The sequence below is a fragment of the Methylobacterium amylolyticum genome (assembly GCF_030700245.1).
In the GTDB taxonomy this organism is placed as follows: domain Bacteria; phylum Pseudomonadota; class Alphaproteobacteria; order Rhizobiales; family Beijerinckiaceae; genus Methylobacterium.
On record NZ_JAUYZI010000013.1, the window covers coordinates 105,867 to 131,146 of the forward strand.

The window sequence follows — 25,280 nt, forward strand, 5'->3', positions numbered from 1 at the left end:
TCGCCGCGAAGCTCTATTCACACGGCGCGGCGCGCCGATCAACACGGGATGCCAGCATTCGCGCCGCCCGGACGTGCGGACCGGCACCGGATGTGCTGTCGGCGCCCGCCGCCGCGGCCGCGACCTCAGTGCAGCCCGTAGGAGGCGAAGTCCTTGTCGATCTGCGGGTTGAGTTCGAGGGCGTCGGCCATGTCGTGCCGGGCCTGCGCCTCGTCGCCGAGGCGCTTGCGGGCGAGCCCGCGGCCGTAGAGGGCCGAGCTGTGGCGCGGATCGACCTTCAGGGCTTCGCCGTAATCGGTCGCCGCGGCCTGGAACGCGCCGGCCTTGAGGTTCACCAGCCCGCGGCTGTCGAGGGCGTCGAGGAAGCCCGGGCGCAGCTTGAGCGCGGCGTTGCAGTCGGTGAGCGCGCGCTTGAGGTCGTCGGCCATCGCCCGCATCCAGCAGCGGTTGTTGAACGCCTCCGGGCTCGCGGGGTTGAGGCGGATCGCCTGGTCGAAATCGGCGATCGCCGCGGAGGCGTCGCCGCGCTGGGCGTGGAACTGGCCGCGCTCGTAGAAGGCCGCCTCGTCGCGGGGATTGCGGCGGATACGCCCGTCGAGGTCGGCCAGCCGCTGGCGCTCCTGGTCGGCCCGGCGCCGAGCGGCCTCCTGGGCCCGCGCCTCCTGCTCGCGCGCCTCTTGGGCCCGCGTCTCGGTGTCGAGCCGGGCGATCTCGGTGCGCGCCCGGTCGGAGGCCGGGCCGGTCGGGTGGCGGTCGAGGAAGTCCTGGTAGGCGGCGGCGGTGCCCTTCGCCCGGGCCGCCTCGAAGGCGCGGGCGGCGGCCTGCTCGGCGGCGATCGCCGCCTCGCGCTCGCGCGCCGCCCGGTCGCGCTCGCGGTCCCGCCGGGCCTGGGCCTCGCGCTCGCGCGCGGCCTGGGCGTCCCGGTCGAGCGCAGCCTGCGCGTCCCGGGCGCGCGCCTCCGCCGCGGCGGAGGCGGCGGCGTCCGGCGCGGCCTTGCCGGCGGCGGGCTTGTCGACGCTGGGCTTGTCGGGAACGGCCTTGTCGGGCGTGGCCTTGGCGACGGGCACCCGCGGCCGGTCGGGATCGAAGGAGAAGGTCGCGTCGAGGTTGACGGCCAGCGCCGGCACCTGGCCGTTGCGGGTGCGCTTGGCCAGCGCGTCCCGGACGGCGGCGAAGGCTTGGTCCGCGGTCCCGTCGCCGCCGATCTGCTGGATCAGCTCCGTGACGAACGGGCTGCGCGGGCCGCCGCCCTCGCTGATCACCCCGCCCGCGGCGGTGGCGTAGAGGGTCAGCGTGCCGGGCGACGCGGCGGCGGGCGCGAGCCCCTGCGAGAAGCTGCGGAACCGCCGCTCGAACGGGTTGCGCCGGGCGGCGTCGAGCACCAGCACCCGGATGCCGGCCCGGCGCTTGGCGATCTCGTCCATCAGGCCGTCCACGGCGACGCCGTTGCGGACCACGTCGGCCTCGCTCCAGATCGTGGCGTCCACCGGGACGAGATAGTTCTTGCGGCCGGCCTGGATGCCGTAACCGCTGAAGAACACCAGCGCGATCCCGTCCGGCTCGATCCCGCGCAGGAACTTGTCGATCGAAGCCGTCATCGCCTCGCGCGTGGCGTTCTCGGCGGCGACCACCGTGAAGCCGCGCCGCTTCAGGTCCTCGCCGAACGCCCGGGCGTCGCCGATCGGGGTCGGCAGGACGGCGTCGCTGTCCGGGTAGGCGGCGTTGGCGATCACCAGGGCCGTCCGCCCCGCCGCCCGGGCCGCCGGCGCGCCGCCGCAGGCGATCAGCGCCAGCGCGCAGAGCAGGAGGGTCCATCGTCCGCGCGCGTGCGCGGTCGGTCCGCGTCCGAATACGGATCTGAGGCATCCGCGCGCCGCGCGCTCGAGTGCCGAAGCGGCATCCATGGCGGCGGGGAGCGCTCTGGCGGTCGGCATGACAGGCTCGGCAGGTTTCGCCCCCGCGGTGATAGCGTCCGAGACTTCCGATCGGCAATAGCGATCGGGGCCGCCGAGGGGACGAAGCCTGTGAACGACCGCGGATCGGCCACGGAGAGGACGGATTGACTGTCCGGGCGCGGGATCACGCGGAGGGCGCCCGGGGGGTGTCGGGCAGGAGGGTGCCGGGGCACCGCCGCTCAATCCGCGTCGGGATTCCGGGGCGCCGGAGGCGAGCGCCGCTCACCGGCAGCCGGGCCGGGGAACGGCAGCACGTTGGACGCGGGCTCGGAGGCGGCCGGCTCCGGCTGTGGCGCCCCCTGGCGCCGGGGTGCCAGCATCGGCCCGAACCGCTGGAAATAGCGGCGCCGGGTCAGCCAATTCGGAACCTGCCTGCTCCACTGCATCGTCCTACCCCATCCGGGCGCCGCCTGCGGGCGGCGTGCCGCGGCCCGGAGGATCCGCCTCGGGACGGATCGCGCGAAACGGGGCCGCGCCTTCCTTTTCGGAGGCTCGGCCCGCTGCGCGCATCACCCGAACGGGTGATCCCGCTCCCGCCCGGGTGACGCGGGTGCGGACCCGCGAAGCCCGCCCCCCGATCGCGGCCGAAACCCGCGCCGGGACGCGAGCCGCCGGACCCCGCGGGCGGGGCCGGCCGCGGGGATCGGGTCAGGCCGCTTCGGGCGCCTGGGCCCGCTCCCGGGCGAGCTTCGTCACGGCGACCTGATCGACCTTGCCCGAGCCGAGCATCGGGATCGCGTCGAGCACCACCACCTCGGCGGGGATCGCCACGTCGGAGGCACCGCGGCCCTTGGCGAAGCTCTGGTAGGCGGCCCGCGTCGCGTCCTTGGCCTGTGTGAACAGCACCAGCCGCTCGCCCTTGCGGGCATCCGGCACCGCGGCGACCGCGCTCGGGCGGTCCGGCCACAGCTCGGCGGCCAGCGTCTCGACCGCGGCGAGCGACACCATCTCGCCCGCCACCTTGGCGAAGCGCTTGGCCCGGCCCTTGATCGTCACGAAGCCGGCGGCGTCGATCGCGACGATGTCGCCGGTGTCGTGCCAGCCCTCCGGCGGCGCCTCCAGCACGCCGGGCTTCTCGACGCGCAGGTAGCCGGTCATGACGTTGGGGCCGCGCACCGACAGGCGCCCGCCCTCCTCGATCCCGGGGACCGGCTCCAGGCGCGTCTCGACGCCGGGCAGCACCCGGCCGACCGTGCCGAAGCGATTGAACATCGGGGTGTTCAGCGCCACCACCGGGCCGCATTCCGTGACGCCGTAGCCCTCCAGGATGCGCAGCCCGAACTTCTCCGCCCAGGTCTTGCGGGTCGCCTCCTTCACCGCCTCGGCGCCGGCCACGACGTAGCGCAGCGAGCGCAGGTCGTAGGCGTGGGCGGCGCGCGCGTAGCCCGACAGGAACGTGTCGGTGCCGAACAGGACGGTGCTGTTCGAGCCGTAGATCAGCTCCGGCACGATCCGGTAGTGCAGCGGCGAGGGGTAGAGGTAGACCGGCACGCCCGAGACCAGCGGCAGCACCAGCCCGGCGGTCAGCCCGAAGGCGTGGAACACCGGCAGCACGTTGAACACCTTGTCCATCGGCCCGAAATCGATCCGCGCCGCCACCTGCGCCACGTTGGCGAGCATCGCCCGGTTGGCGAGCACAACCCCCTTCGGCGTGCCCTCCGAGCCCGAGGTGAACAGCACCGCCGCCGGATCCTCGCCCCGGCGCGCGACCAGCGGCCGCTTGGGGGCGAGGAAGCCGCGGATCTTGTCGCCCGTCGTGATCGTCGCGCGCACGTCCTCCAGGTAGACCAGCTCGACCTTGCCCTGGAGCGCCTCGACGAGGGCGCCGAGCCGGCCCTTCTCGATGAAGGCGCGGGAGGTCAGGATCCGGCTCACTTCCGCCGCCCGGCAGGCGGCGAGCACGTTGGCGGCGCCGGCCGAGAAGTTGATCATCGCCGGCACCCGGCCCGCCGAGGCGAGGGCGAAGAACGTCACCGCCGCGCCGTTGGCGTTCGGCAGCATCACGCCGATCCGGCCGCCGACCGGCGCGAGCGGCATCAGCTTGCGGCCGAGCACGTTGGCGCCGATCACGAGGCGGCCGTAGCTGAGCCGGCCGGTGACCGGATCCTCCAGGGCGTTGCGGCGCCAGCCGTGGTGCTCGCCGGCCTCGATCAGCGCCGCCATCACGCCGCGCTCGATCTCGGCGGTGCGGAACACGAGGTCCGACATGATCCCGTACAGGGCCGCCCCGGCCGCCTGCCGCCGGGCCTTGCCCTTGAGGTCGGGATCGACCGTGAGCCGCACCGGCGGCATCACCGTCACCGTCACCTTCGGCCACCAGCGGCGGCGGACCTGACGGCGGGAGAGGCGCGAGAAGGCGGTGCGCTCCAGCCCGTCGATCTTGACCGGCACCACCATCGCCCCGGACTTGTCGGCGATGAGCCCGGCGCCGTCGTAGACCTTCATCAGGCTGCCGGTGACGGTGAGCCGGCCCTCGGGGAAGATGATCAGCGTCTCGCCGCCCTTCACCGCGTTGATCAGGGTGCGGGTGGCGAGCGGCCGCGTCGGGTCGAGCGGCATCGCCCGGGTCATCCGCAGGAACGGCCGCACCCACCAGCGCTGCGCGATGCCGCTGTCGATGGCGAAGACCGGCTCCTGCTCCAGCAACGACAGGGCGAGGGGCGCGTCGAGGAACGAGACGTGGTTGAGGGCGACGATGCAGTTCGGGCCGGCCTTCTCGACGTTCTCCAGGCCCCGAACCTCCAGCCGGTAGAAGGCCCGGAACAGGATCGAGATCGCGTCGCGCAAGGGGCTCGTGGGCAGGGTGACGAGCACCGCGACGCCGACGATCAGGTTCAGCACCGCCACCAGGGCGAGCAGGCTGGCGTTCGACAGCCCGGTGCCCTGGAGCGCGGCGAGCGCCAGCGTCCCGGCCACCATGAAGGCGGCGGTCATCACGTTGACCGCGCCGACGATCCGGGCGCGCATCGCCTTGTCGGCCCAGGCCTGCACCGCGGCGAAGGACGGCACGATGTAGAGCCCGCCCGCCACCGCGAGGCCGACGAAGTCGATCACCACCCGCAGGCCGCCGCTCCGGAGGAACTCGGCCGGGCCGATCGCCGCGGCGGGGGGCGGCGGCAGGTGCGCCACCGTCCAGGCGAGGTCGAGGCCGAACAGGCCCATCAGCACCGCGCCGACCGGGGTCGGCAGCAGCACGATCCGGCCGCTGGCGAGCCAGGAGGCGAGGCCGGAGCCCAGCGCGATGCCGATCGAGAACGCGGCGAGCAGCAGGGTGATCACCGTCTCGGTGCCGTTGAAGGCGCCGCGCACGAGCGTCGGCAGCAGCGACAGCACCACGACGCCGACCAGCCAGAACCAGCTCACGGTCAGCGAGCCGCGCCACAGCCGCGTGTCCGCCCAGAGGTCGCGCAGCAGCGCGACGGTCGAGCGGGCGACGTTGGGGTCGACCCTGAGGTCGGGCGCGCCCTCCCCCGTGGGCGGGATCATCCGCGCCGACAGCCAGCACAGCACGGCGAACCCCATCACGAGGACGCCGAACACCGCGCCCGTGCCGCCCATCTCCGAGGCCGTGCCGGCCGCGATGGTGCCGAGCAGGATCGCGAGGAAGGTGGCGGCCTCGACCAGCGCGTTGCCGGCGGGCAGCTCCTCCCGCTTCAGGTGGTCGGGCAGGATGCCGTACTTGATCGGGCCGAACAGGGCGGCGATCGACCCGAACAGGCCGAGCGCCACGAACAGGATCGGGACCGAGTGCAGGAGGAAGCCGATCACCGCGGTGCCGGCGGCGAAGATCTCCGCGAACTTCAGCCGGCGCGCCATCAGCGCCTTGTCGTAGCGGTCGGCCCACTGCCCCCCGAGGCCGGACAGGATGAAGAACGGGCCGATGAACACGGCGCTCGCCAGCGTCACCAGCACGCCCGCGTCGGCGCTCTCGCGCGCCGCGGCCCCGCCGCCGATCCCGTAGAGGATCAGGAAGGCGAGCGCGTTCTTCAGGAAGTTGTCGTTGAACGCCGAGAAGAACTGGCACCAGAACAGCGGCGCGAACCGCCGTGCGGACATCAGCGAACGGAACATGGCGGTCTCCCGGCTCCGGCCATGACTGGCCCAGCGAGCGCGTCGCGGTCAAATTTCCGGCGGCGGGCCGGGGGGATGCCCCCGCTCCCGCCGCTGTTTGCACGGTGTACAAAATAGCGGGACGCCCGGGCGCCGCAAGCTTGATTTTGCACGGCGTGCAATCTAACCCGCCCCCCGGTGCGACGGCGCACACGCGCCCGGACGGCGCATTCCGGAGGACAGGATTGCGCGACGGATCTGAATCCCCGGTTTCGCCGCCGCGACGCGGTCCCCGGAGCCGGGCTTCCAGCGCGGGCCGGCGCGCCCCGGGCCCGCGCGGGGAGCACGATCGCGCCGGCTTCGTGGACCTCGTCGCGGCGGCGGCCGAGGATCTGGTCCGGGCCGAGGGCGTGCGGGCGCTCGGGATGCGGCGGCTCGCGGCCGCGATCGGCTACGCGCCCAACTCGATCTACAACGCGGTGGGCGACCTCGACCACGTGGTGCTGCGCGTCAACGCCCGCAGTCTCGACCGGCTGGGCGCCTGCCTGGAGGCGGCCCGGGATCCCGAAGCCGCGCCGCGCGCGAACGCGGCGGCCCTGGCGGAGGCCTATCTCGGCTACGTGCGGGCCGACGGCGCGGTGTGGAGCCTCGTCCACGCCCACGCCTTCGCCCCGGACACGGAGGTCCCGGACTGGCACGCGCAGGCGCTCGCCCGGGCGCTCGCGCCGGTCGATGCCACCCTCGCGCCGCTCGTGCCCGACGCGACCGAGCGCAGGGGCCTCGTCACGGCCCTGTGGGCCGCCCTGCACGGCCTCGCCGCGCTCGCGACCTCGGGGCGGCTCGCCGGTCTCGGACAGGACCGGCCCGAGGATCTCGCCCGGCTGCTGGTGGGACGGGTGCTGGACGGCTCCTGACGGCCCTCAGGGGCGGACGGGGGCAGGCGGCCGATGCCCGGCCGCGCGTTCCGCCGCGGTCCGGCCCGCATCCGCGCGGGCGGGGCGCCGGTCGATCAGCGCCCGCAGGGACGCGCCGAGATCGTAGGACCGGTAGACGTACAGGGTCAGCAGGCCGACGGCGACCAGCGCCGCGCCCACCGCGCAGAACGGCACGAGCAGCAGCAGCATCAGCACCGTCGAGACGGCCATCCGCTCGCCGAGGTTGGCGCGCGGCCAGGGATCGATCGGCAGGGTGAAGCGGCGACGGGACGGCATGGCGGCTCTCCCGCACCGGTCGGGTCGATCGGGACCGGCGCCTCGGAGACAACACCGCTCGGGGCCGGACGTTGCGCGCCGGTTGCGCGTTCGCGCGCGCGTTCCGCCGCGGGCGTGACGTTCGGGCACGCTGGCGCCGTGAAACCCCACCCCGTCCGGCCCGTTGCCGCCCGGATCGAGTGGATGCGGGGCGGGGCATGGCGCGGGTCGCAGTGGTGACCGGGGGTACGGCGGGGATCGGGCTGGCGACCGCCCACCGCTTCGCGGCCGGGGGCTGGTCGGTGGCGGTGATCGCCCGCGATCCCGCCCGCCTGCGCGCCGCCGAGGCGGCGCTCGCCGCCTACGGCCGGCCGGTCCTGGCGATCTCGGCGGACGTCGCCGACGCCGAGGCGGTGGAGGCGGCGGCCGAGCGGGTGGAAACGGAACTCGGCCCGATCCGCGCCTGGGTCAACAATGCCATGTCGACGGTGGTCAGCCCGGCCGACCGGATCACCCCGGAGGAGTACCGGCGCGTCACCGAGACGACCTATCTCAGCCAGGTCTACGGGACGCTCGCCGCGCTGCGCCGCATGAAGCCGCGCAACCGCGGCGCGATCATTCAGGTCTCGTCGGGGCTCGGCATCCGCGCGGCGCCCCTCCAGGCGCCCTACTGCGCGGCGAAGTTCGCGGTCTCCGGCTTCACCGACGCGCTCCGCTGCGAGCTGATCCACGATTCGGTCGACGTGTCGCTGAGCGTGGTCTACCTGCCGGCCGTCAACACCCCGCAGTTCAACTGGGCGCGCAGCCGCACCGGCCACCGCCAGAACGCCCCCGACCCGGTCTTCGACCCGCGGCTCTGCGCCGAGGCGATCCTCTACGCGGTCGAGAACCCCCGCCGCGAGGTCTGGGTCGGGCATTCCTCGGTGCTGATGAACGCCGCGCAGATCCTCGCCCCCGGCCTCGCCGACCGCAAAGCGGCGTCGATGTGGGACGCCCAACTCGGCGCGGAGGCGCCGGACAAGGCCGGCAACCTGCACGAGCCGGTGCCGGGTGAGGTCGGCATCGACGGCCGGTTCTCGGAGCGCACCAAGGCGACCCGCACCGCGTTCTGGACCAGCCGCGAGCGCGATTTTCTGGTGATGGGCGTCGCCGGCTTGGCATTGGTCGGGCTTGCCGGTGCCGCGGCGCTCGCCCGCGCGCCGCGCCGGTTGATGCGGCGGCTGTAAGCCCGCGATCGCGCCTGCTACAGGACGGATCGCACCGCGAAAGTCACAAGAGAAATGCCCGGATACCTGCCCTTTGCGGGGGCGCTGAAGCTGCCCGCCTACACCTGCGACAATTGCGGGTTCTGGCAGCGCCATTTCGAGCCGCCGGCCGCCTGCCCGATGTGCCTCGACGCCCGCCACGTGGTGCCGCAGGACGGATGGCGGTTCCGCGACACGGCCGAGGCACAGGCCGCCTTCCCCTGCCACTGGCAGGAGCTGGAGCCGGGGGTGTGGCGCTTCTGGAACGAGCCGGTCTCCGGCATCGGTCCCTCCGCCTACCTGATCCGGACGGAGCACGGGAACATGGGCTTCGAGGGCTGCCCGGTGTTCAGCGAAGCCGCGCTCGACCAGATCGAGCGGCTCGGCGGGATGCGGGTGCTGTCGGCCTCGCACCCCCATTCCTACGGCGCGCTGGTGCAGCTCCAGGACCGGTTCGACCCCGAGCTGTGCCTGCCGGCGGCCGACTTCACCTGGAGCGCCGCCCTCCAGGTGAGCTGGCCCTACGACGATTTCCTGGAACCCCTGCCCGGTCTGGAACTGCACCGGACGGCCGGCCACTTCGACGGGCACGCGGTGCTGTTCGACCGTTCGCGAAAGATCTGCTTCTGCGGGGACGCGCTGAAGTTCGAGCTTGACCCGAACGCCATGAGGCGCGCACGAACGATCTCCGCTCACAAGGCGTTCGTGCGCGGCGTGCCGCTGACCGTGAACGAGCTGCGCCGCTACCGGGACGTGTTCGAGCGCCTGGACTTCACCCAGACGTGGACTCCGTTCGAGCCGGCGGCCAATTGCGGCCGGGCCGAGGTGCTGGCGCTGATCGACGGCATGCTCGCGACGCGCCCCCACGCCGCGCCGGTGCCGCTGGATTCGCTGAGGCCTCAGGCCCGGTAGTGCGGGTCGTTCTCCAGGCGGATCGGCTCGCCGTGCGGGGTGGCCCGAGAGGCGCGCAGCCACGCCTCCGTCCGCGCGGCGACACTGGCGCCGTCCGCCACCGCCCGCTCCGCCAGGATACCCTCCAGCGTCGCGAGCCAGTGGCCGTAATCGGCCGGCCGCTCGGCGCTGCCGGCGGGGCGGATCGCGGCGCCCAGGCGCTCGGCCCACTCGCCCCAGGTGAACAGGCCGGAGTCCTGGAGCGACACGACCAGCGCGAAGACCTGCGCCTCCCACGGCGCCGCGAAGTTCTTTTCGGGCTCCGGACCGGTCATGCGGGGTCGAGATACGGCTCGAAGGCGGCGACCGTCACCCGGCCGCCCGGGTCGGCGCTCGCGCCCCACAGCGCCTCGGCCGCGAAGCCGACGGTGTAGAGCCAGACCGGGTTCTCGCCGGCCCCGTAGGCGTTGGTGTCCGGGAAGACGAAGGCGCCGTGGATCCGCTCGACGACGCCCCGCCGGCCGCGGGCGTAGCGCGGCAGCCGGGTGTGCCCGACCGGGTGATCGTTCCGCGTGACCACCGCGTCGCCCACCGCGAAGCACGCGGGCCCGTCCGCGGGCCGGTCGCTCGGGAAGCCGGCGCGGAAGCGCGGCCCCAGTTCGCCCGCGCCGAGGACCCGCGCCACCGGCCGGGCCGGCACGGAAGCCGTGCCCGCGGCGACCTCATCCGGCGTGACGAGGTCCTTGGCGAGGATCTGCTTCTCCAGGGCCTCCAGCCAGATCCGGTAGTAGCTCGACGCCAGATACCGGGCCGGGGGCAGCGACTCGCGGGCGGCGCGGCTGCCGTCGAGGTTCCAGGCGCCGGTGTAGCCCATCGCCATGGCGAGCGCGAAGACGCGCCGCTCCCACGCCGCGTGGAAGACCGGCTCGTCCTGTTCCGGCACCACCGGGCCGAAGCCGTGGGCGCCGCCGAGATCCTGCGCGCCGTTCATGCCGGCATCTCCGGGGCGAGGACGGGGACGGCCCGGGGCAGCCCGGTGCCGATCATCGCGTCGCGGGTGACGAGGGCGGCGAGCGCCGCCTCGGAGAACCCCTCGGTGCCGGCCGGCCGCATCGGCAGGACCATGAACCGGGTCTCGGCGGTGGAATCCCACACGGTGATCCGCGTCGTCTCGGGCAGGCTCACGCCGAACTCGGCGAGCACGCCGCGCGGGTCGATCACCGCCCGGGCCCGGTAGGGCGGCGCCTTGTACCAGACCGGCGGCAGGCCCAGCACCGGCCAGGGGTAGCAGGAGCACAGGGTGCACACCACGAGATTGTGAACCTCGGGGGTGTTCTCGACCGCCACCATGTGCTCGCCGCCGCGGCCGCCGATGTCGAGTTCGGCGATCGTCGGCGTCGCGTCCGCGAGCAGCCGGGCGCGGAAGGCCGGATCGACCCAGGCACGCGCCACGACCCGGGCGCCCAGATGCGGGCCGATCCGGGTCTCGTACATCTCGACCAGGGCATCGAGAGCCGCCGGATCGACGTAGCCCTTCTCGACGAGCAGCGATTCGAGGGCGCGGACCCGCGCCTCGACCGGCGAGAGGTCGCTGCCATGGTCGTGATCGTGATCCGCGTGCGCGTGGGTCATGTCGCCGTCTCCCCCCGCATTCTGCACCGACGGGACCGGTCCGGCCAACCCTCGCGGGGACTGCTCCCGTCTAGCTTTGGTGTTACAGATCGTTAGGTGCCCGTTCAGGTTGCAGATTCTAACGCGGCTAGATCTGTTCCAGCTTGCAGTCTTCTAGGATGTAAAGCCCATGGCCGTCACCCCGCCCTGCACGCCGCCCGACGGCGATCCGGAGCCCGACGCGCCCGGTTACCCGACGGCGATCGGCCAGCACCTCGCCCTGCCGATGCGCGAGTATTTCCGGTTCGCCGAGGCCGAGCCCCTGCCGGGCCGGCTCGCGGAGCTCGTGGCGCGGTTCGAGGCCGCCGCCGCGGCGCGCGGGGCGGCGCTGGCGTTCGAGTTCCGCACCGACATCGTCAAGGCGTTGCCGGCGCTTCGCACCTTCGCCCTGTCGCTGTGCGGCGACGTGAGCCGCGCCGACGACCTCGTCCAGGAGACCTTCGCCCGGGCCTGGGCCAACCAGCACCGCTTCCGCCCCGGCACCAACTTCACCGCGTGGCTGTTCACGATCCTGCGCAACCAGTTCTACTCCGACCTGCGCAAGGTCCGGCGCGAGGTCGAGGACGCCGACGGCGTCCACGCCGGCCATCTGGTCAGCCCCTCGGACCAGGAGGACGCGAGCACCCTGAAGACCGTCTGGGACCGGCTCGGCCTGCTTCCGGCCGCGCAGCGGGAGGCGCTGCTGCTCGTCGGGGCGGAGGGCTTCACCTACGAGGAGGCCGCCGCCCGGATCGGTTGCCAGGTCGGCACCGTGAAGAGCCGCGTGAGCCGCGCCCGCCACCACCTGCTCGGCGTGCTCGGCGTCGTCGTGGAAGGACAGCCCGCGGCCCCGTGAGGCCGCGGAAACCCGCGCGTCAGAGGTCCGGCGCGCGCAGGTGCCAGTCGGTGGCCCGCTGGTAGGCCCGGCCGATCCGCAGGGCGGTGGCCTCGTCGTAGCCGCGGCAGGTGATCTGGAGCGACAGCGGCAGGCCACCGGCCGTGAAGCCGTTCGGCAGCGCCAGCCCGCAGAGGTCGAGCATGTTGCCGAAGCGGGTGAAGCGCGAGGGCAGGCGCGCCTCGTCGACCTCGGCGAGCGGCACCGCCGCGCACTCGGTGGTCGGCGTCAGCAGGGCGTCGATCCCCTCCATCGCCGCCGCGAACTGGACCTTCATCGCCGCCCGCCGCGCGAGCGTCCCGAGGTAGTCCTGCGCCGAGACCGCGGCGCCGGCCAGGATCCGCCCGCGCACCGCGTCGCCGAGCGGCGCCGCCGGATCCTCGGCGAGCGCCCCGTTGACGAAGTAGGCCTCGGCGTTGGTCACCGCGCTCATCGCCACGAGGTCGCTGAACCGGAACGGCAGGGCGATCTCGACGATCTCGGCGCCCTCCCGGGCGAGGACGTCGAGGGCCGCGTCGTAGGCCGCGAGCATGTCGGCGTCGACGCCCGCGCGCTCGGCCTCGGGCATGCGCGCGAGCCGCAGGCCGCGCACGCCCCGCTCCAGGGTCGACCACGGCTCGGCCGGCAGGATCCCGCGAGTGGTCGCGTCGAGCGGGTCCGGCCCGGAGATCGCCTCGTAGAGCAGCGCCGCGTCCTCCACGGTTCGGGCGATCGGCCCGGGCGTGTCGAGGGTCGCCGAGAGCGGCACGATCCCGTGGGTGGAGACCCGGCCGACCGTGACCTTGAGGCCGGTGAGCCCGCAGAACGAGGCCGGCAGCCGCACCGAGCCGCCGGTGTCGGTGCCGATGCCCCAGGGCGCCATCCGGGCGGCGACCGCCACGCCGGTGCCGCTCGACGAGCCGCCGGGGGTGCGCGGGACCTCCGTGTCCCAGGGATTCCACGGGGTGCCGAGGTGCTGGTTGGTGCCCCATCCGCCGTAGGCGAACTCCACCGTGTGGGTCTTGCCCAGCACGATCATCCCCTGCGCGATCAGCCGGCGGGCGATGGTGGCGGTGCGGGTCGCCCGCCGCGCCCGGTGGGCGGCCGAGCCGCCCATGGTGATCCGGCCCGCGACGTCGATCAGGTCCTTGAGCACCACGGGCACGCCGTGGAGCGGCCCGACCGCGTGGCCGGAGCGGATCGCCCGGTCCGCCCCCTCGGCGGCCAACCGCGCGTCGGCGGCGAACACGTCGGTGAAGGCCTGGAGCTTCGGCTCCAGCCGGTCGACGCGGGCGAGCATCGCCTCGACCGCCTCGACGGGGGAGATCGTCTTGGACTGGATGCCGCGCGCGAGGTCGGCGGCGGAGATCAGAGCGGGGTCGGCGGTATGGTCGGCCATCGGAGGACTCGTTTACTGGACGCTGACGCGGGTGAGATCGACGAACCAGGACTGGGGCGAGACGAAGCCCTTGACCCGCTTGGACAGGCCGCGCGGGTTGAGGTCGTGGACGACGTAGAGCCACGGCGGGTCGTCGACCAACCGCTCGTGGGCGATCCGCGTCTGCGCGTCGATCACCGTGGGGTCGGTGGTCTCGGCGAGCACCTTCATCGCCGCGTCGAACCGCTCGTCCCGCCAGTTGGGGAAGTTGAAGCCGGCCGGCGGGAAGCGGTCGCCCGCGAAGTATCGGGCCATCACGGACGGGTCGGACGAGGGCGAGGAGACGTTCAGCGCGTTCGAGCCCTGGAGGCTCGGCGCGTCGGGGAGCGCCCGGCTCGCGGTGAGCAGCACCTGCCACTCGACGACGTTGAAGGTCACGTCCACGCCGCAGCCCTGCTTCAGGCTCTCCTGGAGGTACTCGTTCATCGGCATCGGCAACATCTGGCCCGAGCCCGAGGACGATATCATGACCGTGAGCCGGAGCGGCTTCTTCGGCCCGTAGCCGGCCTCCGCCAGCAGCGCCTTGCCCTTGGCCGGGTCCGAGACGTAGCGGTTCTGCGGCGCGCCGAAATTCGGGTCGCGGTCGTTCAGCCAGCCGGAGGCCGGCTCGGCAGTGCCGTTGAGCAGGGTGACGATCCCCTCCCGGTCGATGCAGTAGTTGAGCGCCTGCCGCACGCGCACGTCCTTCAGCGGGCTGTCGGCGGCGCCGATGTTGTACATCCACGGCCAGATATGCGGGTAGGAGCCGGTGGTGATCGTGAAGCCCGCCTGCTTCAGCGAGGGGATCGCGTCGGGCGCCGGCACCTCGATCCAGTCGACCTGACCCGCGCGCAGCGCCGCGACCCGGGCGTTCGCCTCCGGGATCGGCATCAGCCGCACCCGGTCGACCTTGGCCATGCGGTCCGGGTCCCAGTAGCCGTCGTTGCGGGCGAGTTCGACCGATTCCCGCGGGGCGACCTTGACGATCCTGAACGGGCCGGTGCCGGCCGCCGGCAGGGCCGGCACCTTGGTCCAGTCGCGCCCCGCCTTCTCGAAGGAATGGGGCGAGGTGAACAGGATGTAGACCGCCATGTACGGGAAGTACGAGGCCACCTGCGTGGTGGTGATCTGCACCGTCCGCGCGTCGACCTTGCGGTAGCTTCCGACGATCGGTGCCCGGGCGCGCGTGGTGCCGGCGGCCTGCGTCTCGAATTGCGGGCTGTCGTTCTTGAAGTAGCGGTCGAGGTTCCACACCACCGCGTCGGCGTCGAACGGCGTTCCGTCGTGGAATTTGACCCCCTCGCGCAGGCGGAAGGTCCAGACCCGCTTGTCGGCCGGGTCCTGCGCCCAGCTCTCGGCCAGCGCGGGCTTGAGGCCGGCGAGCCGGTCGGTGCTCCGCAGGTCCCACTGCACCAGCCCCTCGAAGACCGGGTAGCCGAGGAAGCGCATGCCCTCGAAGCCGTTGTTGGGCATGCCGGTGGCGGTGGGGATGTCGGTCGCCGTCATGGCGATCCGCAGGACGCTCTCGGCGTGGGCCGGACCGGCGAAGGCCGGACCGGTGAGAACCAGGGCACCGGCGAGCAGGGAGGCGGTGAGGCGGTGAAGGGTCATCGGATCCCATCGGTGGTTACGCGACGCCCGGATCCGGCAAGTCCCGCGCCAACAGGGCGGGCGTTCTGGCATGGCGCAGACCCGGCGGCTCGGCCCGCCGGGGTTGCGCCCCCGCCGCGCCGTGCCACGATGGCCCCGTGTCGGCGCGCGGCGCCCGGGCGAGGGACCTCTATCGTGAGCGAAGCGACCAACGGGACGGCGACCGCGCCGATGAACGGCGCCGAGAGCCTGGTGCGGACGCTGGTGGCGGGCGGGGTCGAGGTCTGCTTCACCAACCCCGGCACCTCGGAGATGCATTTCGTCGCCGCCCTCGACCGGGTGGACGGCATGCGCTGCGTGCTCTGCCTGTTCGAGGGCGGGGCGACCGGCGCCGCGGACGGCTACGCCCGCATGGCCGACAAGCCGGCCTCGACGCTGCTGCATCTCGGCCCCGGCCTCGCCAACGGGCTGGCCAACCTGCACAACGCCCGCCGCGCCCGCTCGCCCCTGGTCAACATCGTCGGCGAGCACGCCACCTACCACCGGCAGTACGACGCGCCGCTCACCACGGACATCGAGGGGCTGGCCCGGCCGATGTCGGCCTGGGTGCGCACCGGCCTCAGCGCCGACGCGATCGCCGCCGACGGCGCCGCCGCGATCCAGGCCGCCCGCACCGCGCCGGGTCAGGTCGCCACCCTGATCCTGCCCGCCGACACCGCCTGGAACCCCGGCACCGGGATCGCCCCCGTGCCGCCGGTCCCGGAGCGGGCGCGGGCGGACGACGCGGCGGTGGCCGAAGCGGCGCGCGCGCTCGCCAGCGGCGAGCCGGTGCTGCTGCATCTCGGCGACCGGGCTGTGCGCGGCGAAGGAAGGACGATTGCCGACCGGATCGCCCGCAAGACCGGGGCGCGGCTGCTCGCCATGACCGCGAACGCCCGCATCGACCGCGGCGCCGGCACCGTGCCGATCGAGCGCCTGCCCTACCCGATCGACCAAGGCATCGCGGCGCTGAAAGGCTACCGGCACATCATCCTCGTGGGCGCGACCGAGCCGGTGGGCTTCTTCGCCTATCCCGGCCGGCCGAGCCTGCTGGCGCCGGAGGGGTGCCGGACGATCACGCTGGCGACCCCCGAGGAGGACCAGATCGAGGCGCTGGAGCGGCTGGCCGAGGCGGTGAACGCGGGGCCCGCCGCGGCGCCCGACACGGGCAGGCGGCCGGAGCTGCCGGGCTCGGGGCCCCTCGACCAGGACACGATCGGCGCGGCGCTCGGCGCCCTGATCCCCGAGGGGGCGGTGATCTGCGACGAGTCGCTGACCACCGGCCGCAACTTCTTCGCCCTGACCCGGGCCTCCGCGCCCCACACCTGGCTCCAGCTCAACGGCGGCTCGATCGGGCTCGGCATCCCGCTGTCGACCGGCGCGGCGGTGGCCTGCCCGGAGCGCAAGGTCATCAACCTCCAGGCCGATGGCAGCGGCCTCTACACGGTGCAGGCGCTCTGGACCCAGGCGCGCGAGCGCCTCGACGTGGTGACGGTGGTGTGGTCGAACCGCGCCTACGCGATTCTGCGGGGCGAACTCGCTAATGTCGGCGCCCTCAATCCGGGGCCGAAGGCGATCGGCATGCTGAGCCTCGACGACCCGGCGATCGACTGGGTCGGCCTCGCCCGCGGCTTCGGCCTCGACGGGCGCCGGGTCGAGACGCTCTCCGCGTTCACCGACGCGTTGCAGCACGCCCTGAGAACCCGGGGCCCCTACCTCATCGAAGTCGTGCTGTGAGCGGGTCGCCCGCCGTCGACCTGCCGGGCCGGCCCGGGAACCCGCGCAGCCGCCATCGCCGCGCCGTCGCCGCGGTCCGGGCGAAGCGCGGCCCCGTGCCGATGCCCGCCCCCGGCGCGAACGGCCCGGAGCCCGCCCGATGAGCCCGGATCTGGCCTTCGACACCCGCGCGCTGCTGGCCGACCTGGAGCGCTGGGTGCTCTGCGAAAGCCCCACCCACGACGCGGCGGCGGTCGACCGGATGATGGCGCTCGCCGCCCGCGACCTCGCGGTGATGGGCGCCGCGGTCGAGACCATCCCCGGGCGCATGGGCCTGGGCGCCTGCGTGCGCGGACGATTCCCGCACCCGCGCCGCGACGTGCCGGGGATCCTCGTGCTCGGCCATCTCGACACCGTCCACCCGGTCGGCACCCTGGCGCGGCTGCCGTGGCGGATCGAGGGGGAGCGCGCCTACGGGCCCGGCGCCCTCGACATGAAGGGCGGTAACGTGATCGCGCTCGCCGCGATCCGGGCGCTCGCCGCCGCCGGTGCGGCCACGCCGCTGCCGGTCACGGTGCTGTTCACCGGCGACGAGGAGGTCGGCAGCCCCTCGACCCGCGACCTGATTGAGGCCGAGGCCGCCCGGCACGCCGCCATCCTCGTGCCCGAGCCCGGCCTGCCCGACGACGGGGTGGTGACCGGCCGCTACGCCATCGCCCGCTTCGACCTGGAGGCGGTCGGCCGCCCGAGCCACGCCGGCGCCGCCCTCTCCGAGGGACGCTCGGCGATCAGCCTGATGGCCCGCAAGCTGCTCGCCATCGAGGCGCTGTCGGAACCCGACTGCACCGTCTCCGTCGGCGTGATCGCGGGCGGGCAGTGGGCGAATTGCGTGCCGACCCTGTGCCGGGGGCAGGCGCTGAGCATGGCCAAGCGGCAGGCGGACCTGGACCGCGGCGTGGCGCGCATGCTCGCCCTCTCCGGCGAGGCGGACGGGGCGCGCTTCACCGTCGGCCGCGGCGTCACGCGGCCGGTCTGGGAACCGGATGCCGACACGATGGCGCTCTATGAGCGGGCGCGGGCGATCGCCGCCGGCCACGGGCGCGCCCTGCCCCACCACAGCGCCGGCGGCGGCTCGGACGGCAACTTCACCGGCGCGATGGGCATCCCGACCCTCGACGGGCTCGGGGTGCTCGGCCGCGGCTACCACACCCTGGAGGAGCACGTGCTGATCGACTCGCTGCCGCGGCGGGCGCGGCTGTTCGCCGAGCTGCTGGCGAGCCTCGGGGCGTGAGCCGGACTCCAGCGCGCCGGGGCGCGGCCGGCCGGTCGCGTCGAGCGGGGGGCGCCGCGCGGGCCGAGGACGGCCACCGCCAGCGCCCCGGCCAGCCCGCCGACGGTGCCGCCGGCGAAGAACCCCGCCAGCGCGGCGCCCGCGCCGGACGGCGCGGACAGGATCAGCACCAGGGTGCTGCTCAGCAGGGCGGTCGCGGCGATCAGGGGCATGCGCGTCTCATCACAACCACTGGTTGATAAGCCGCGCGGGCCCGTTCGAGTTCCGCCGCGCCCTCGCCTCAGGCCGGATCGACCGGCATCGGCGGCACGCCGCCGGCCTCGACCGCCTCGCCCGCCAGCAGGCACAGGTCCTCGCGGTAGCGCGCGGCGACGATCTGCACGCCGACCGGCGCCCGCCCGACGAGGCCGGTGGTGACCGTGAGCGCCGGCACGCCCAGCGGTGCGAGCCCGACCTGGAGCAGGTTCGCCTCGAAGGCCCGGGCGATGCCCGCCTCACCCGTCCGGTCGAGACCGTCCGGGAAGGGCAGCTCGCCCGAGACCGGCACCAGCAGCACCGGGTGCTCGGCCAGGAACAGCGCCCACATGCGGCAGAGGGTGTTGCGGCGGACGAGTGCTCGGGCGACGGCGTCCGGGGGCATCGCCTCGGCGCGGCCGCGGAAGGCCTCCAAAAGGTCGATCGCCGCCGGGTCGCCCTCGCGGTCGGCCGCGGCGCGGGCGGCCGCGTAGCCGTCCCCGAGCCAGAGCTGCAATTGCAGCTCGCTCGCCTCCCGGATCGGCGGGGTGTCGGCGATCTCCGTCACGCTCCAGCCGGCCGCGTCCAGGCGCCGGGCGGCGTCGCGGAGCGCCGCCTCGACCTCGGGGGCAGTGGCGAGGCCGTCCGGGCGCACGCACAGGGCCGCCCGGCGCGGCACGGCCGGGCCTTCGAGGGGCGCCGGAACCCACCACGGGTCGCGGGGATCGGGCGCGGCCATCGCCGCGAGGCCGAGGCGCAGGTCGGCGACGCTGCGGGCGAGCGGGCCGGACACCGCCATGAGCTGCGGGCCGATGCCGCGCTCGGGCGAGGAGGCGTTCCAGGCCGGGATCCGCCCGAGGCTCGGCCGCAGCCCGTGGACGCCGCAGGCGTAGGCCGGGTAGCGGACCGAGCCGGCGATGTCGGTGCCGTGGGCGAGCGCGCCGATGCCGGCGGCGACCGCCGCCCCCGCGCCGCCCGACGAGCCCCCCGGGGTCAGGCCGGGATCGCGCGGGTTCTTCGTGTCCCCGTGGAGCCCGTTGGTCGTGAACCAGCGCAGCGAGAAGGCCGGCGTGTTGGTGCGGCCGAGCAGCACCGCGCCGGCGCGGCGCAGGTTCGCCACCACCGGGCTGTCGTCCGCCGCCACGAGGTCGCGCTGCAGGCGCAGGCCGTTGGTGGTCGGGAAGCCGCGCTGGTCGGCATTGACCTTGGTGGTCACGGGCACGCCCGCGAGCGGCCCGGGCGTCTCGCCCCGGGCGCGGGCGGCGTCGATCGCCTCGGCGTCGGCCAGCACCGCGTCGGGCCGGTGCTCGACCACGGCGTTGATCCGGCCGTTGACGGCGTCGAGCCGGGCCAGCGCGTCCCGCGCCGCCTCGACGGCGGAGACCTGTCCGTCGCGGATCAGGCGCGCGAGATCGGTCGCGGTGAGACGCCAGAGTTCCATGGGTGTGCCTCGCGTGCGGTGTCGGTGGGGCAGGATCGCGCCGATCCGGCGCGCCGTCGAATCGGCGGCCGAAGCGTATTCATAATGCGTGCCGGGCGCCGCTTTTTTGGGCAGTCGCGGTTCGTGAAGGCGGGCAACGGCTTGCCGCAATGCAGCGGAAATACCCGGTGCCCGCCGGTCTCGGTAGTCTTGCCAGCGTCCAGGCGATGGTTAACCTCGACCCTCTGGACGCGCGTTCGGCCCGCAATTCAGTTCAGAAGGATATTTTTCTCTCACCCGCCGATCGACAACCTCCAACTCGGGGCAGACAATTATGGCAGAGGTCATTCGCGTCACGCCGACTCAGGACGGCACCTACACGGTCTATCGCGGCACGTTCGCGCTGATCAGCGGCCTCACCCGCCTCCAGGCCGAGCGCTACGAGGCGAGCCTCAGCCGTCAGCGGCGGCACGGCCTGCTCGCCGCCGGGACCTGACGGCGGCCGCCGCCGGCCCGGTCGCGCGGACCGGCGGCCCCGAATCGCGCGCCAGGACGATTCATTCCAAGGCCATCGGCCCGAGATCGACGACCGCCCCCGCCGCGTCGAGCCCGCGCCGCCGGGCGGTGACGGCGTAGCCCTCTCCCGCCCGGGCGATGTCGTAGAGCAGGTAGGCCGCCCTCCGGGCGGGCACGGCCCCGTGGCCGTCGGCCCGCGCCGAGGCCGAGGGCGCGCCGACCACCGGCACGGCACGGCCGCCCGGTCCCGCCATCCGGTGCAGGCTGGTGACGTGGTTGTGCCCGTGCAGGATCAGGTCGGCGCCGGCCCGGGCGATCATCGCCGTGAACGCGGCGGCGTCCTTCAGGTCGCGCCCCGGCGAGGCGCCGCCGGGCTGCGGCGGGTGGTGGATCATCACCACGCGGCAGGGCCGGCCCGGCTCCGTGGCGAGCGCCCGCAGCAGCGCCTCCGCCGCGGCGAGCTGCGGCGCCCCGAGCCGGCCGCTCGCCACGAACGGCTTGGTCGGGATCGCGCTCGACAGCCCGACCAGCGCCAGCGGGCCGCGCCGCCGCAGGTAGGGGAAGCGGGCGATGACCCCCGAATCGTCGGCGGTGTAGCCGCCGCAGGCCGCCAGCAGCCCCTCCAGCGAGCCGCGCACGTAGGCGTCGTGGTTGCCCGGCACGAGGCTCACCGCCCCGGGCGGGCCCAGCGCCTCCATGAAGGTGCGCGCGGTCTCCCACTCGCTCGGCAGGCCGATGTTGCACAGGTCGCCGGTGCAGGCGACGTGCCCAGGTCCCTGCGCCTTCAGGTCGGTGACCAGCGCCTCCAGCACCGCCATGTCGTGGCTGCGCGAGCGGCCGCGCCGCCAGTTCGCGTAGCCGGTGGCGCGCTTGCCGATGAGCTGGTGCAGCCGCGGCCGGCCGAGGGGGCCGACATGCGGGTCGCTGAGATGGGCGAGGCGGAAGGTCAACGCGGGAGACGGGCGCACATGGGACTGGGGACTGGGGACGCGGGACGCGGGGACGCCCCCCGGCATCGCGGCCCGGGCCGCGCGCGTCAAGCGCTGCCGATCAGCATCCCCGCCCCCAGCACCAGCGCGCCGCCGAGCATGACCTGGAGCGCCGCGCGCCAGAACGGCGTCGCCATGTAGCGGGTCCGCACCGCCGCGATCACCGCGAGCTCGACCGCCACCACCAGCACCGCGAGCCCGGTCGCCAGGGTGAAGGCGTTCGGCCAGCCGGGCGGCAGCGTGTCGGGGATCGCGTAGGGCAGCGTGTGCCCGAGGCCGCCGAGCGCCGTCGCCGCGCCGCAGACGAGGCCGCGGGCGACCGGGCTGCCGCGGCCGGTGATGCTGCCGTCGTCCGACAGCGCCTCGGTGAAGCCCATGCTGATCCCCGCCCCGACGGACGCCGCGAGGCCGACGAGGAAGGTCGCGCCGTTGTGCCCGGTGGCGAAGGCCGCCGCGAACAGCGGCGCGAGCGTCGAGACCGAGCCGTCGATCAGCCCCGCGAGGCCGGGCTGCACGTAGCGCAGCACGAAGGCGCGGTGGGCCTCGTCGGGGGCTGGCTCGGCGCCGTGGAGGACGGCCGTCATGCGAATCGCTCCCTATTAGAACGATTACAATCTATAGATTGGAACAGATCCAAACAAGCGCCGCGCCGCGTTTTCGCCGTCTCCGGCGGCCAGACAGGCCCCGCGGCCGCACCCGATCGTGACCGCCCGGACCGTCCGGTCGCGCGCGTCGGCGGTTGAACCGCCGGGGCGGCCGGCGCTACCCCTGCCGGCCTCGCCCGACCGCAGCGTGTCATGAGCCTCGCCAAGCGCCTTCTCCGCCAGCCTCCCGTCCCGCGCATCCTCGGCCGCCTCGCCGCGGCCTACCTGCGGCTGGTGCGGACGACGAACCGCTTCACCGTCGAGGCCGGGAGCGCCGGGGCGGCGGCCACGGACGCGTGGCTCGACGCGCGCACCCCGTTCATCGTCGGCATGTGGCACGGCCAGCACCTGATGGTGCCGTTCCTGCGCCGCCCCGGCGACCGCGCGGCGACGATCATCTCGAAGAATCCGGACGGGGACATCAACACCATCGCGCTGGAGCACCTGGGCATCCGGGTGATGCGCGCCTCCGGCGCCCGCGGCCGCACGCGTGCCACGGACGTGCGCGCCAAGGGCGGCGCCGAGGGCCTGCGGGCGATGCTGCGCGCGCTGAAGGACGGCGAGTCGGTGGCGTTCAGCGCCGACGTGCCCAAGGTGTCGCGCCGCTGCGACGCCGGCATCCTGACGCTCGCCCGCTTCTCCGGCCGCCCGATCGTGCCGGCCGCCGTGGTGACGAGCCGCCACCTGCGGTTCGGCTCCTGGGACCGGGCCTGCCTCGGGCTGCCGTTCGGCCGCGGGGCGATCGTGCTCGGCGAGCCGGTCCACGTGCCGCGGGATTGCGAGGGCGCGGAGTTCGAGCGCCTGCGCCAGCATGTCGAGGCCGAGATGAACCGGGTCCACGACCGCGCCTACGCCCGCGTCGGCCGGGCCGACCGGGCGGCGCTCTACCGCCCGGCGCCCCTCGCCCTGGAGGGCGTCGCGTGAGGGCCCCGCCGCTCACCCTGGCGCTGCGGGCCTACCGCACCGGCCTGCGGGTCGGCGAGCCCGCGGTGGCGGGGCTGCTCGCGTGGCGGGCGCATCGCGGCAAGGAGGACCCGCGCCGGCTGCCCGAGCGCCGGGGGCTCGCCGGCCGCGCCCGCCCGGTCGGGCCGCTCGCCTGGATGCACGGGGCGAGCGTCGGGGAGGCGCTGTCGCTGATCGGCCTCGTCGAGGGGATGATCGGCCGCGGCTTCTCGGTGCTCGTCACCACCGGAACCCGCACCGCCGCCGAGCTGATCGGGGGGCGCCTGCCGGCCGGCGCCGTGCACCAGTACATGCCGCTGGACGCCCCGCGCTGGGTCGGGCGGTTCCTCGACCATTGGCAGCCGGACCTCGCGCTGGTGGCCGAGTCCGAGATCTGGCCGAACACCATGCTGGCTCTCGCCGAGCGCGAGGTCCCGCTGCTCCTCGTCAACGGGCGGATGTCGGAGCGCTCGTTCCGGGGCTGGGAGCGCTCGCCCCGCACCGCCGAGGCGCTGCTCTCCCGCATCGCCGTCTGCCTCGCCCAGACCCAGGAGGACGCCGCCCGCTTCGCGCAGCTCGGCGCGCCGCGGGTCAGCATCGCCGGGAACCTCAAGTACGACGCGGCGGTGCCCCCGGCCGATCCCCAGCAGCTCGCCTATCTCCGGCCGATGCTCGCCGGGCGCCCGGTCTGGGTGGCGGCGAGCACGCATCCGGGCGAGGAGGCGGCGGTGGCCCACGCCCACGCCGCGCTGAGGGACCGCTTCCCCCGGCTGCTGACGATCCTCGCCCCGCGCCATCCCCGCCGCGGCCAGGAGGCCGCCGAGGCCGCATCCGCCGCCGGGCTCGCCAGCGCCCGGCGCTCGGCGGGCGGGCGCCCGCACCCGTCGGTGGAGGTCTACGTCGCAGACACGGTGGGCGAGATGGGCCTGTTCTACCGCCTCAGCCCGCTGGCCTTCCTCGGCGGCTCGCTGGTGCCCCGCGGCGGCCAGAACCCGATCGAGCCGGTGCGCCTCGACACGGCGGTGCTGCACGGCGCCCACACCGACAATTTCCGGGAGGTCTACGCCGCTCTCGACCGCGGCGGCGGGGCGCTGCCGGTGCGCGACGGGGCCGAACTCGCCGAGCGGGTCGGAGCGCTGCTCGCCGACCCGGCGCGGCTCGGCCGCATGGCCCGGGACGGCCACGAGGCGCTGCTGCCCTTCGAGGGCGCGGTGGCGCGCACGCTCGCGGTGCTCGACCCGTTCGTCGCGCAGATGAAGCTGCGGCGCCTCGACCGCCCGGCCTTCGAGCGGTCAGCGCTCGCGCGCGCCTGATGCGCCCGCCCCGCTTCTGGGACGCGGGGCCGGACCACCCGGCGGCGCGGGCGCTCGCGCCGCTCGCCGCGCTCTACGGCGCGGCCGCCGCCCGGCGCATGGACCGCCCCGGGGTGCGGGCCGGCTGTCCGGTGCTGTGCCTCGGCAACGTCACCCTCGGGGGCGCGGGCAAGACGCCCGCCGCCCTGGCGCTCGCCGCCCTGCTGCGCGACCTCGGCCGCCGGCCGGCCTTCCTCAGCCGCGGCTACGGCGGGCGCCTGCCCGGTCCCGTGCGGGTCGATCCGGCCGCGCACGGGGCGGCCGATGTCGGCGACGAGCCGCTGCTGCTCGCCCGCCACGGCCCGGCGGTCGTCGCCCGCGACCGGGTGGCCGGGGCGGCGCTGTGCCGGGACCTCGGCGCCGACGCGGTGGTGATGGACGACGGCCTCCAGAATCCGGGGCTCGCCAAGGATCTCTCCCTGGCCGTCGTCGATGCCGGTGCCGGGCACGGCAACGGCCGGGTGTTCCCCGCCGGACCGCTGCGCGCGCCCCTCGACCGGCAATGGCCCCACGTCGCCGGGCTGGTGCTGGTCGGCGACGGCGCGCCCGGCGAGGCGGTGGCCCGGGCGGCGGCGCGGCGCGGCCTGCCGGTCCACCGGGCCCGGCTGGTGCCGGACGCGGCGGCGGTGGCCGGCCGGCGCTGCCTCGCCTTCGCGGGGATCGGGCGCCCGCAAAAGTTCTTCGCGACGCTGGCCGAGGCCGGGGCCGATCTCGCCGGGACGCGAGCCTTCCCCGACCACCACCCCTACCGCGCGGCGGACCTCGCCGCCCTCGCCGCGGAGGCCGGGCGCCTCGGGGCGGAGCTGGTCACCACCGAGAAGGACGCGGTGCGCCTGCCGCCGGACTTCGCAGCCCGCGTGCCCGTGCTGCCCGTCCGCCTCGTCTTCGCCGACCCGGAGGCTTTGCGGGCGCAGGTGTCGGGGGCGCTCGCGTCTCGGTGAGTCGCACCGGTACAGCAGTCTCCCTCCCCCCTCTGCGGGGGAGGGTGGCTCCTGCGTCGGCAGGAGTCGGGAGAGGGGAGCCCGGCCTCAGAAGAAGTCTTCGCAGCCGATCCCGGGCGCCACGGTCTGCACCGCCGCTCCCCTCACCCGACGCCCTTCGGGCGCCACCCTTGTATCTAGGAGGCGGCCCTGTGATGTGCTGAGATTGGGGCTGCGCCGGGTGGGGTGGCCACCCCACCCGGCGCGCGGCGTTTGGCGCCCGCCCACCCTCCGGCCACAACCGTGGGAGAGCTTTGGGACCGAACGCCGCCTCGTCACGCACGACCGGACAGTCG

21 protein-coding genes and 1 pseudogene are annotated in these 25,280 nt (G+C 74.7%); 10 read left to right on the plus strand and 12 right to left on the minus strand.

What is annotated here, in order from left to right; translation table 11 throughout:
- Positions 1 to 125: 125 nt before the first annotated feature.
- Together Q8W71_RS11815 and Q8W71_RS11820 are read right to left on the minus strand one after the other, a co-directional pair.
- On the minus strand, positions 126 to 1,934 hold the full coding sequence (locus tag Q8W71_RS11815; protein WP_305525563.1) for a caspase family protein: 1,809 nt from the start codon (positions 1,932 to 1,934) through the stop codon (positions 126 to 128).
- Between the two features lie 669 nt (positions 1,935 to 2,603).
- Positions 2,604 to 6,026 carry an acyl-[ACP]--phospholipid O-acyltransferase gene (locus Q8W71_RS11820; RefSeq protein WP_305525564.1) on the minus strand — a complete coding sequence of 1,141 codons (3,423 nt, stop codon included), beginning with the start codon at positions 6,024 to 6,026 and terminating at the stop codon, positions 2,604 to 2,606.
- A gap of 341 nt (positions 6,027 to 6,367) precedes the next feature.
- Here Q8W71_RS11820 and Q8W71_RS11825 point away from each other — a divergent pair, with 341 nt between their 5' ends.
- Positions 6,368 to 6,919, plus strand: a complete 552-nt coding sequence (locus Q8W71_RS11825) for a WHG domain-containing protein (RefSeq protein WP_305525565.1) — start codon at positions 6,368 to 6,370, stop codon at positions 6,917 to 6,919.
- A 6-nt stretch (positions 6,920 to 6,925) separates the two neighbouring features.
- On the opposite strand, the gene Q8W71_RS11830 is transcribed toward Q8W71_RS11825, so the two are convergent.
- On the minus strand, positions 6,926 to 7,216 hold the full coding sequence (locus Q8W71_RS11830) for a hypothetical protein (RefSeq protein ID WP_305525566.1): 291 nt from the start codon (positions 7,214 to 7,216) through the stop codon (positions 6,926 to 6,928).
- Positions 7,217 to 7,413: 197 nt separating this feature from the next.
- Here Q8W71_RS11830 and Q8W71_RS11835 point away from each other — a divergent pair, with 197 nt between their 5' ends.
- Entirely contained in the window at positions 7,414 to 8,421 is a 1,008-nt protein-coding gene (locus Q8W71_RS11835; protein ID WP_305525567.1) for an SDR family oxidoreductase, read from the plus strand.
- A gap of 54 nt (positions 8,422 to 8,475) precedes the next feature.
- Positions 8,476 to 9,351 carry an MBL fold metallo-hydrolase gene (locus tag Q8W71_RS11840; RefSeq protein WP_305525568.1) on the plus strand — a complete coding sequence of 292 codons (876 nt, stop codon included), beginning with the start codon at positions 8,476 to 8,478 and terminating at the stop codon, positions 9,349 to 9,351.
- Here Q8W71_RS11840 and Q8W71_RS11845 read toward each other — a convergent pair.
- The 3 genes from Q8W71_RS11845 to nthA are packed head-to-tail and all read right to left on the minus strand — an operon-like array spanning position 9,339 to position 10,962.
- Entirely contained in the window at positions 9,339 to 9,665 is a 327-nt protein-coding gene (locus tag Q8W71_RS11845; RefSeq protein ID WP_305525569.1) for a nitrile hydratase accessory protein, read from the minus strand. The two genes, Q8W71_RS11840 and Q8W71_RS11845, sit on opposite strands and share 13 nt — an antisense overlap.
- Positions 9,662 to 10,321 (minus strand): nitrile hydratase subunit beta, encoded by a 660-nt coding sequence (gene nthB / locus Q8W71_RS11850; RefSeq protein WP_305525570.1) that lies wholly within the window; start codon positions 10,319 to 10,321, stop codon positions 9,662 to 9,664. The genes Q8W71_RS11845 and nthB overlap by 4 nt, the downstream gene beginning before the upstream one ends.
- On the minus strand, positions 10,318 to 10,962 hold the full coding sequence (nthA, locus tag Q8W71_RS11855; RefSeq protein WP_305525571.1) for a nitrile hydratase subunit alpha: 645 nt from the start codon (positions 10,960 to 10,962) through the stop codon (positions 10,318 to 10,320). Before nthA ends, nthB begins: the two co-directional genes overlap by 4 nt.
- A gap of 169 nt (positions 10,963 to 11,131) precedes the next feature.
- Here nthA and Q8W71_RS11860 point away from each other — a divergent pair, with 169 nt between their 5' ends.
- Positions 11,132 to 11,836, plus strand: coding sequence for a sigma-70 family RNA polymerase sigma factor (locus Q8W71_RS11860; protein WP_305525572.1), 705 nt, complete (start codon positions 11,132 to 11,134; stop codon positions 11,834 to 11,836).
- A 19-nt stretch (positions 11,837 to 11,855) separates the two neighbouring features.
- Here the strand turns inward: Q8W71_RS11860 and Q8W71_RS11865 are convergent, their stop codons facing one another.
- Together Q8W71_RS11865 and Q8W71_RS11870 are read right to left on the minus strand one after the other, a co-directional pair.
- Positions 11,856 to 13,253, minus strand: coding sequence for an amidase (locus Q8W71_RS11865; RefSeq protein ID WP_305525573.1), 1,398 nt, complete (start codon positions 13,251 to 13,253; stop codon positions 11,856 to 11,858).
- 12 nt (positions 13,254 to 13,265) lie between these two features.
- Complete coding sequence (locus Q8W71_RS11870) at positions 13,266 to 14,882, minus strand: ABC transporter substrate-binding protein (RefSeq protein ID WP_305525574.1); 1,617 nt, start codon at positions 14,880 to 14,882, stop codon at positions 13,266 to 13,268.
- Between the two features lie 210 nt (positions 14,883 to 15,092).
- Between Q8W71_RS11870 and Q8W71_RS11875 the strand changes: the two genes are divergently transcribed.
- Positions 15,093 to 16,637, plus strand: a complete 1,545-nt coding sequence (locus tag Q8W71_RS11875; RefSeq protein ID WP_305525589.1) for an acetolactate synthase large subunit — start codon at positions 15,093 to 15,095, stop codon at positions 16,635 to 16,637.
- Between the two features lie 139 nt (positions 16,638 to 16,776).
- On the plus strand, positions 16,777 to 17,907 hold the full coding sequence (locus Q8W71_RS11880) for a M20/M25/M40 family metallo-hydrolase (protein ID WP_305525575.1): 1,131 nt from the start codon (positions 16,777 to 16,779) through the stop codon (positions 17,905 to 17,907).
- Here Q8W71_RS11880 and Q8W71_RS11885 read toward each other — a convergent pair.
- Together Q8W71_RS11885 and Q8W71_RS11890 are read right to left on the minus strand one after the other, a co-directional pair.
- A complete protein-coding gene (locus Q8W71_RS11885; protein WP_305525576.1) occupies positions 17,817 to 18,119 on the minus strand; it encodes a hypothetical protein in 303 nt (100 codons plus the stop codon). The genes Q8W71_RS11880 and Q8W71_RS11885 overlap by 91 nt on opposite strands.
- Before the next feature lie 68 nt (positions 18,120 to 18,187).
- On the minus strand, positions 18,188 to 19,582 hold the full coding sequence (locus Q8W71_RS11890) for an amidase family protein (protein WP_305525577.1): 1,395 nt from the start codon (positions 19,580 to 19,582) through the stop codon (positions 18,188 to 18,190).
- A 313-nt stretch (positions 19,583 to 19,895) separates the two neighbouring features.
- On the opposite strand from Q8W71_RS11890, the gene Q8W71_RS11895 reads away from it, so the two are divergent.
- Positions 19,896 to 20,057, plus strand: a complete 162-nt coding sequence (locus tag Q8W71_RS11895) for a hypothetical protein (RefSeq protein ID WP_305525578.1) — start codon at positions 19,896 to 19,898, stop codon at positions 20,055 to 20,057.
- 61 nt (positions 20,058 to 20,118) lie between these two features.
- Here Q8W71_RS11895 and Q8W71_RS11900 read toward each other — a convergent pair whose 3' ends face one another.
- Complete coding sequence (locus Q8W71_RS11900) at positions 20,119 to 21,027, minus strand: metallophosphoesterase family protein (RefSeq protein ID WP_305525579.1); 909 nt, start codon at positions 21,025 to 21,027, stop codon at positions 20,119 to 20,121.
- A gap of 86 nt (positions 21,028 to 21,113) precedes the next feature.
- Positions 21,114 to 21,608 (minus strand): annotated as a pseudogene (locus Q8W71_RS11905) (VIT1/CCC1 transporter family protein); the annotation flags it as partial.
- A 255-nt stretch (positions 21,609 to 21,863) separates the two neighbouring features.
- On the opposite strand from Q8W71_RS11905, the gene Q8W71_RS11910 reads away from it, so the two are divergent.
- Genes Q8W71_RS11910 through lpxK form a run of 3 tightly spaced genes read left to right on the plus strand, consistent with a single transcriptional unit; the run spans position 21,864 to position 24,945 of the window.
- Entirely contained in the window at positions 21,864 to 22,634 is a 771-nt protein-coding gene (locus Q8W71_RS11910; RefSeq protein WP_305525581.1) for a lysophospholipid acyltransferase family protein, read from the plus strand.
- Positions 22,631 to 23,965, plus strand: a complete 1,335-nt coding sequence (locus Q8W71_RS11915) for a 3-deoxy-D-manno-octulosonic acid transferase (protein WP_305525582.1) — start codon at positions 22,631 to 22,633, stop codon at positions 23,963 to 23,965. Before Q8W71_RS11910 ends, Q8W71_RS11915 begins: the two co-directional genes overlap by 4 nt.
- Positions 23,965 to 24,945, plus strand: a complete 981-nt coding sequence (gene lpxK, locus Q8W71_RS11920) for a tetraacyldisaccharide 4'-kinase (RefSeq protein ID WP_305525583.1) — start codon at positions 23,965 to 23,967, stop codon at positions 24,943 to 24,945. The genes Q8W71_RS11915 and lpxK overlap by 1 nt, the downstream gene beginning before the upstream one ends.
- Positions 24,946 to 25,280: the final 335 nt, after the last annotated feature.

What these genes read in the sequence shown, in the direction of transcription:
- nthA (WP_305525571.1), bottom strand. Translation starts at nt 10,962, where the DNA reads ATGACCCACGCGCACGCGGATCACGATCACGACCATGGCAGCGACCTC.
- Q8W71_RS11910 (WP_305525581.1), top strand. Translation starts at nt 21,864, where the DNA reads ATGAGCCTCGCCAAGCGCCTTCTCCGCCAGCCTCCCGTCCCGCGCATC.
- Q8W71_RS11895 (WP_305525578.1), top strand. Translation starts at nt 19,896, where the DNA reads ATGGCAGAGGTCATTCGCGTCACGCCGACTCAGGACGGCACCTACACG.
- Q8W71_RS11890 (WP_305525577.1), bottom strand. Translation starts at nt 19,582, where the DNA reads ATGGAACTCTGGCGTCTCACCGCGACCGATCTCGCGCGCCTGATCCGC.
- lpxK (WP_305525583.1), top strand. Translation starts at nt 23,965, where the DNA reads ATGCGCCCGCCCCGCTTCTGGGACGCGGGGCCGGACCACCCGGCGGCG.
- Q8W71_RS11840 (WP_305525568.1), top strand. Translation starts at nt 8,476, where the DNA reads ATGCCCGGATACCTGCCCTTTGCGGGGGCGCTGAAGCTGCCCGCCTAC.
- Q8W71_RS11860 (WP_305525572.1), top strand. Translation starts at nt 11,132, where the DNA reads ATGGCCGTCACCCCGCCCTGCACGCCGCCCGACGGCGATCCGGAGCCC.
- Q8W71_RS11830 (WP_305525566.1), bottom strand. Translation starts at nt 7,216, where the DNA reads ATGCCGTCCCGTCGCCGCTTCACCCTGCCGATCGATCCCTGGCCGCGC.
- Q8W71_RS11880 (WP_305525575.1), top strand. Translation starts at nt 16,777, where the DNA reads ATGAGCCCGGATCTGGCCTTCGACACCCGCGCGCTGCTGGCCGACCTG.
- Q8W71_RS11815 (WP_305525563.1), bottom strand. Translation starts at nt 1,934, where the DNA reads ATGCCGACCGCCAGAGCGCTCCCCGCCGCCATGGATGCCGCTTCGGCA.
- Q8W71_RS11845 (WP_305525569.1), bottom strand. Translation starts at nt 9,665, where the DNA reads ATGACCGGTCCGGAGCCCGAAAAGAACTTCGCGGCGCCGTGGGAGGCG.
- Q8W71_RS11835 (WP_305525567.1), top strand. Translation starts at nt 7,414, where the DNA reads ATGGCGCGGGTCGCAGTGGTGACCGGGGGTACGGCGGGGATCGGGCTG.
- Q8W71_RS11885 (WP_305525576.1), bottom strand. Translation starts at nt 18,119, where the DNA reads ATGCCCCTGATCGCCGCGACCGCCCTGCTGAGCAGCACCCTGGTGCTG.
- Q8W71_RS11875 (WP_305525589.1), top strand. Translation starts at nt 15,093, where the DNA reads ATGAACGGCGCCGAGAGCCTGGTGCGGACGCTGGTGGCGGGCGGGGTC.
- Q8W71_RS11820 (WP_305525564.1), bottom strand. Translation starts at nt 6,026, where the DNA reads ATGTTCCGTTCGCTGATGTCCGCACGGCGGTTCGCGCCGCTGTTCTGG.
- nthB (WP_305525570.1), bottom strand. Translation starts at nt 10,321, where the DNA reads ATGAACGGCGCGCAGGATCTCGGCGGCGCCCACGGCTTCGGCCCGGTG.
- Q8W71_RS11865 (WP_305525573.1), bottom strand. Translation starts at nt 13,253, where the DNA reads ATGGCCGACCATACCGCCGACCCCGCTCTGATCTCCGCCGCCGACCTC.
- Q8W71_RS11870 (WP_305525574.1), bottom strand. Translation starts at nt 14,882, where the DNA reads ATGACCCTTCACCGCCTCACCGCCTCCCTGCTCGCCGGTGCCCTGGTT.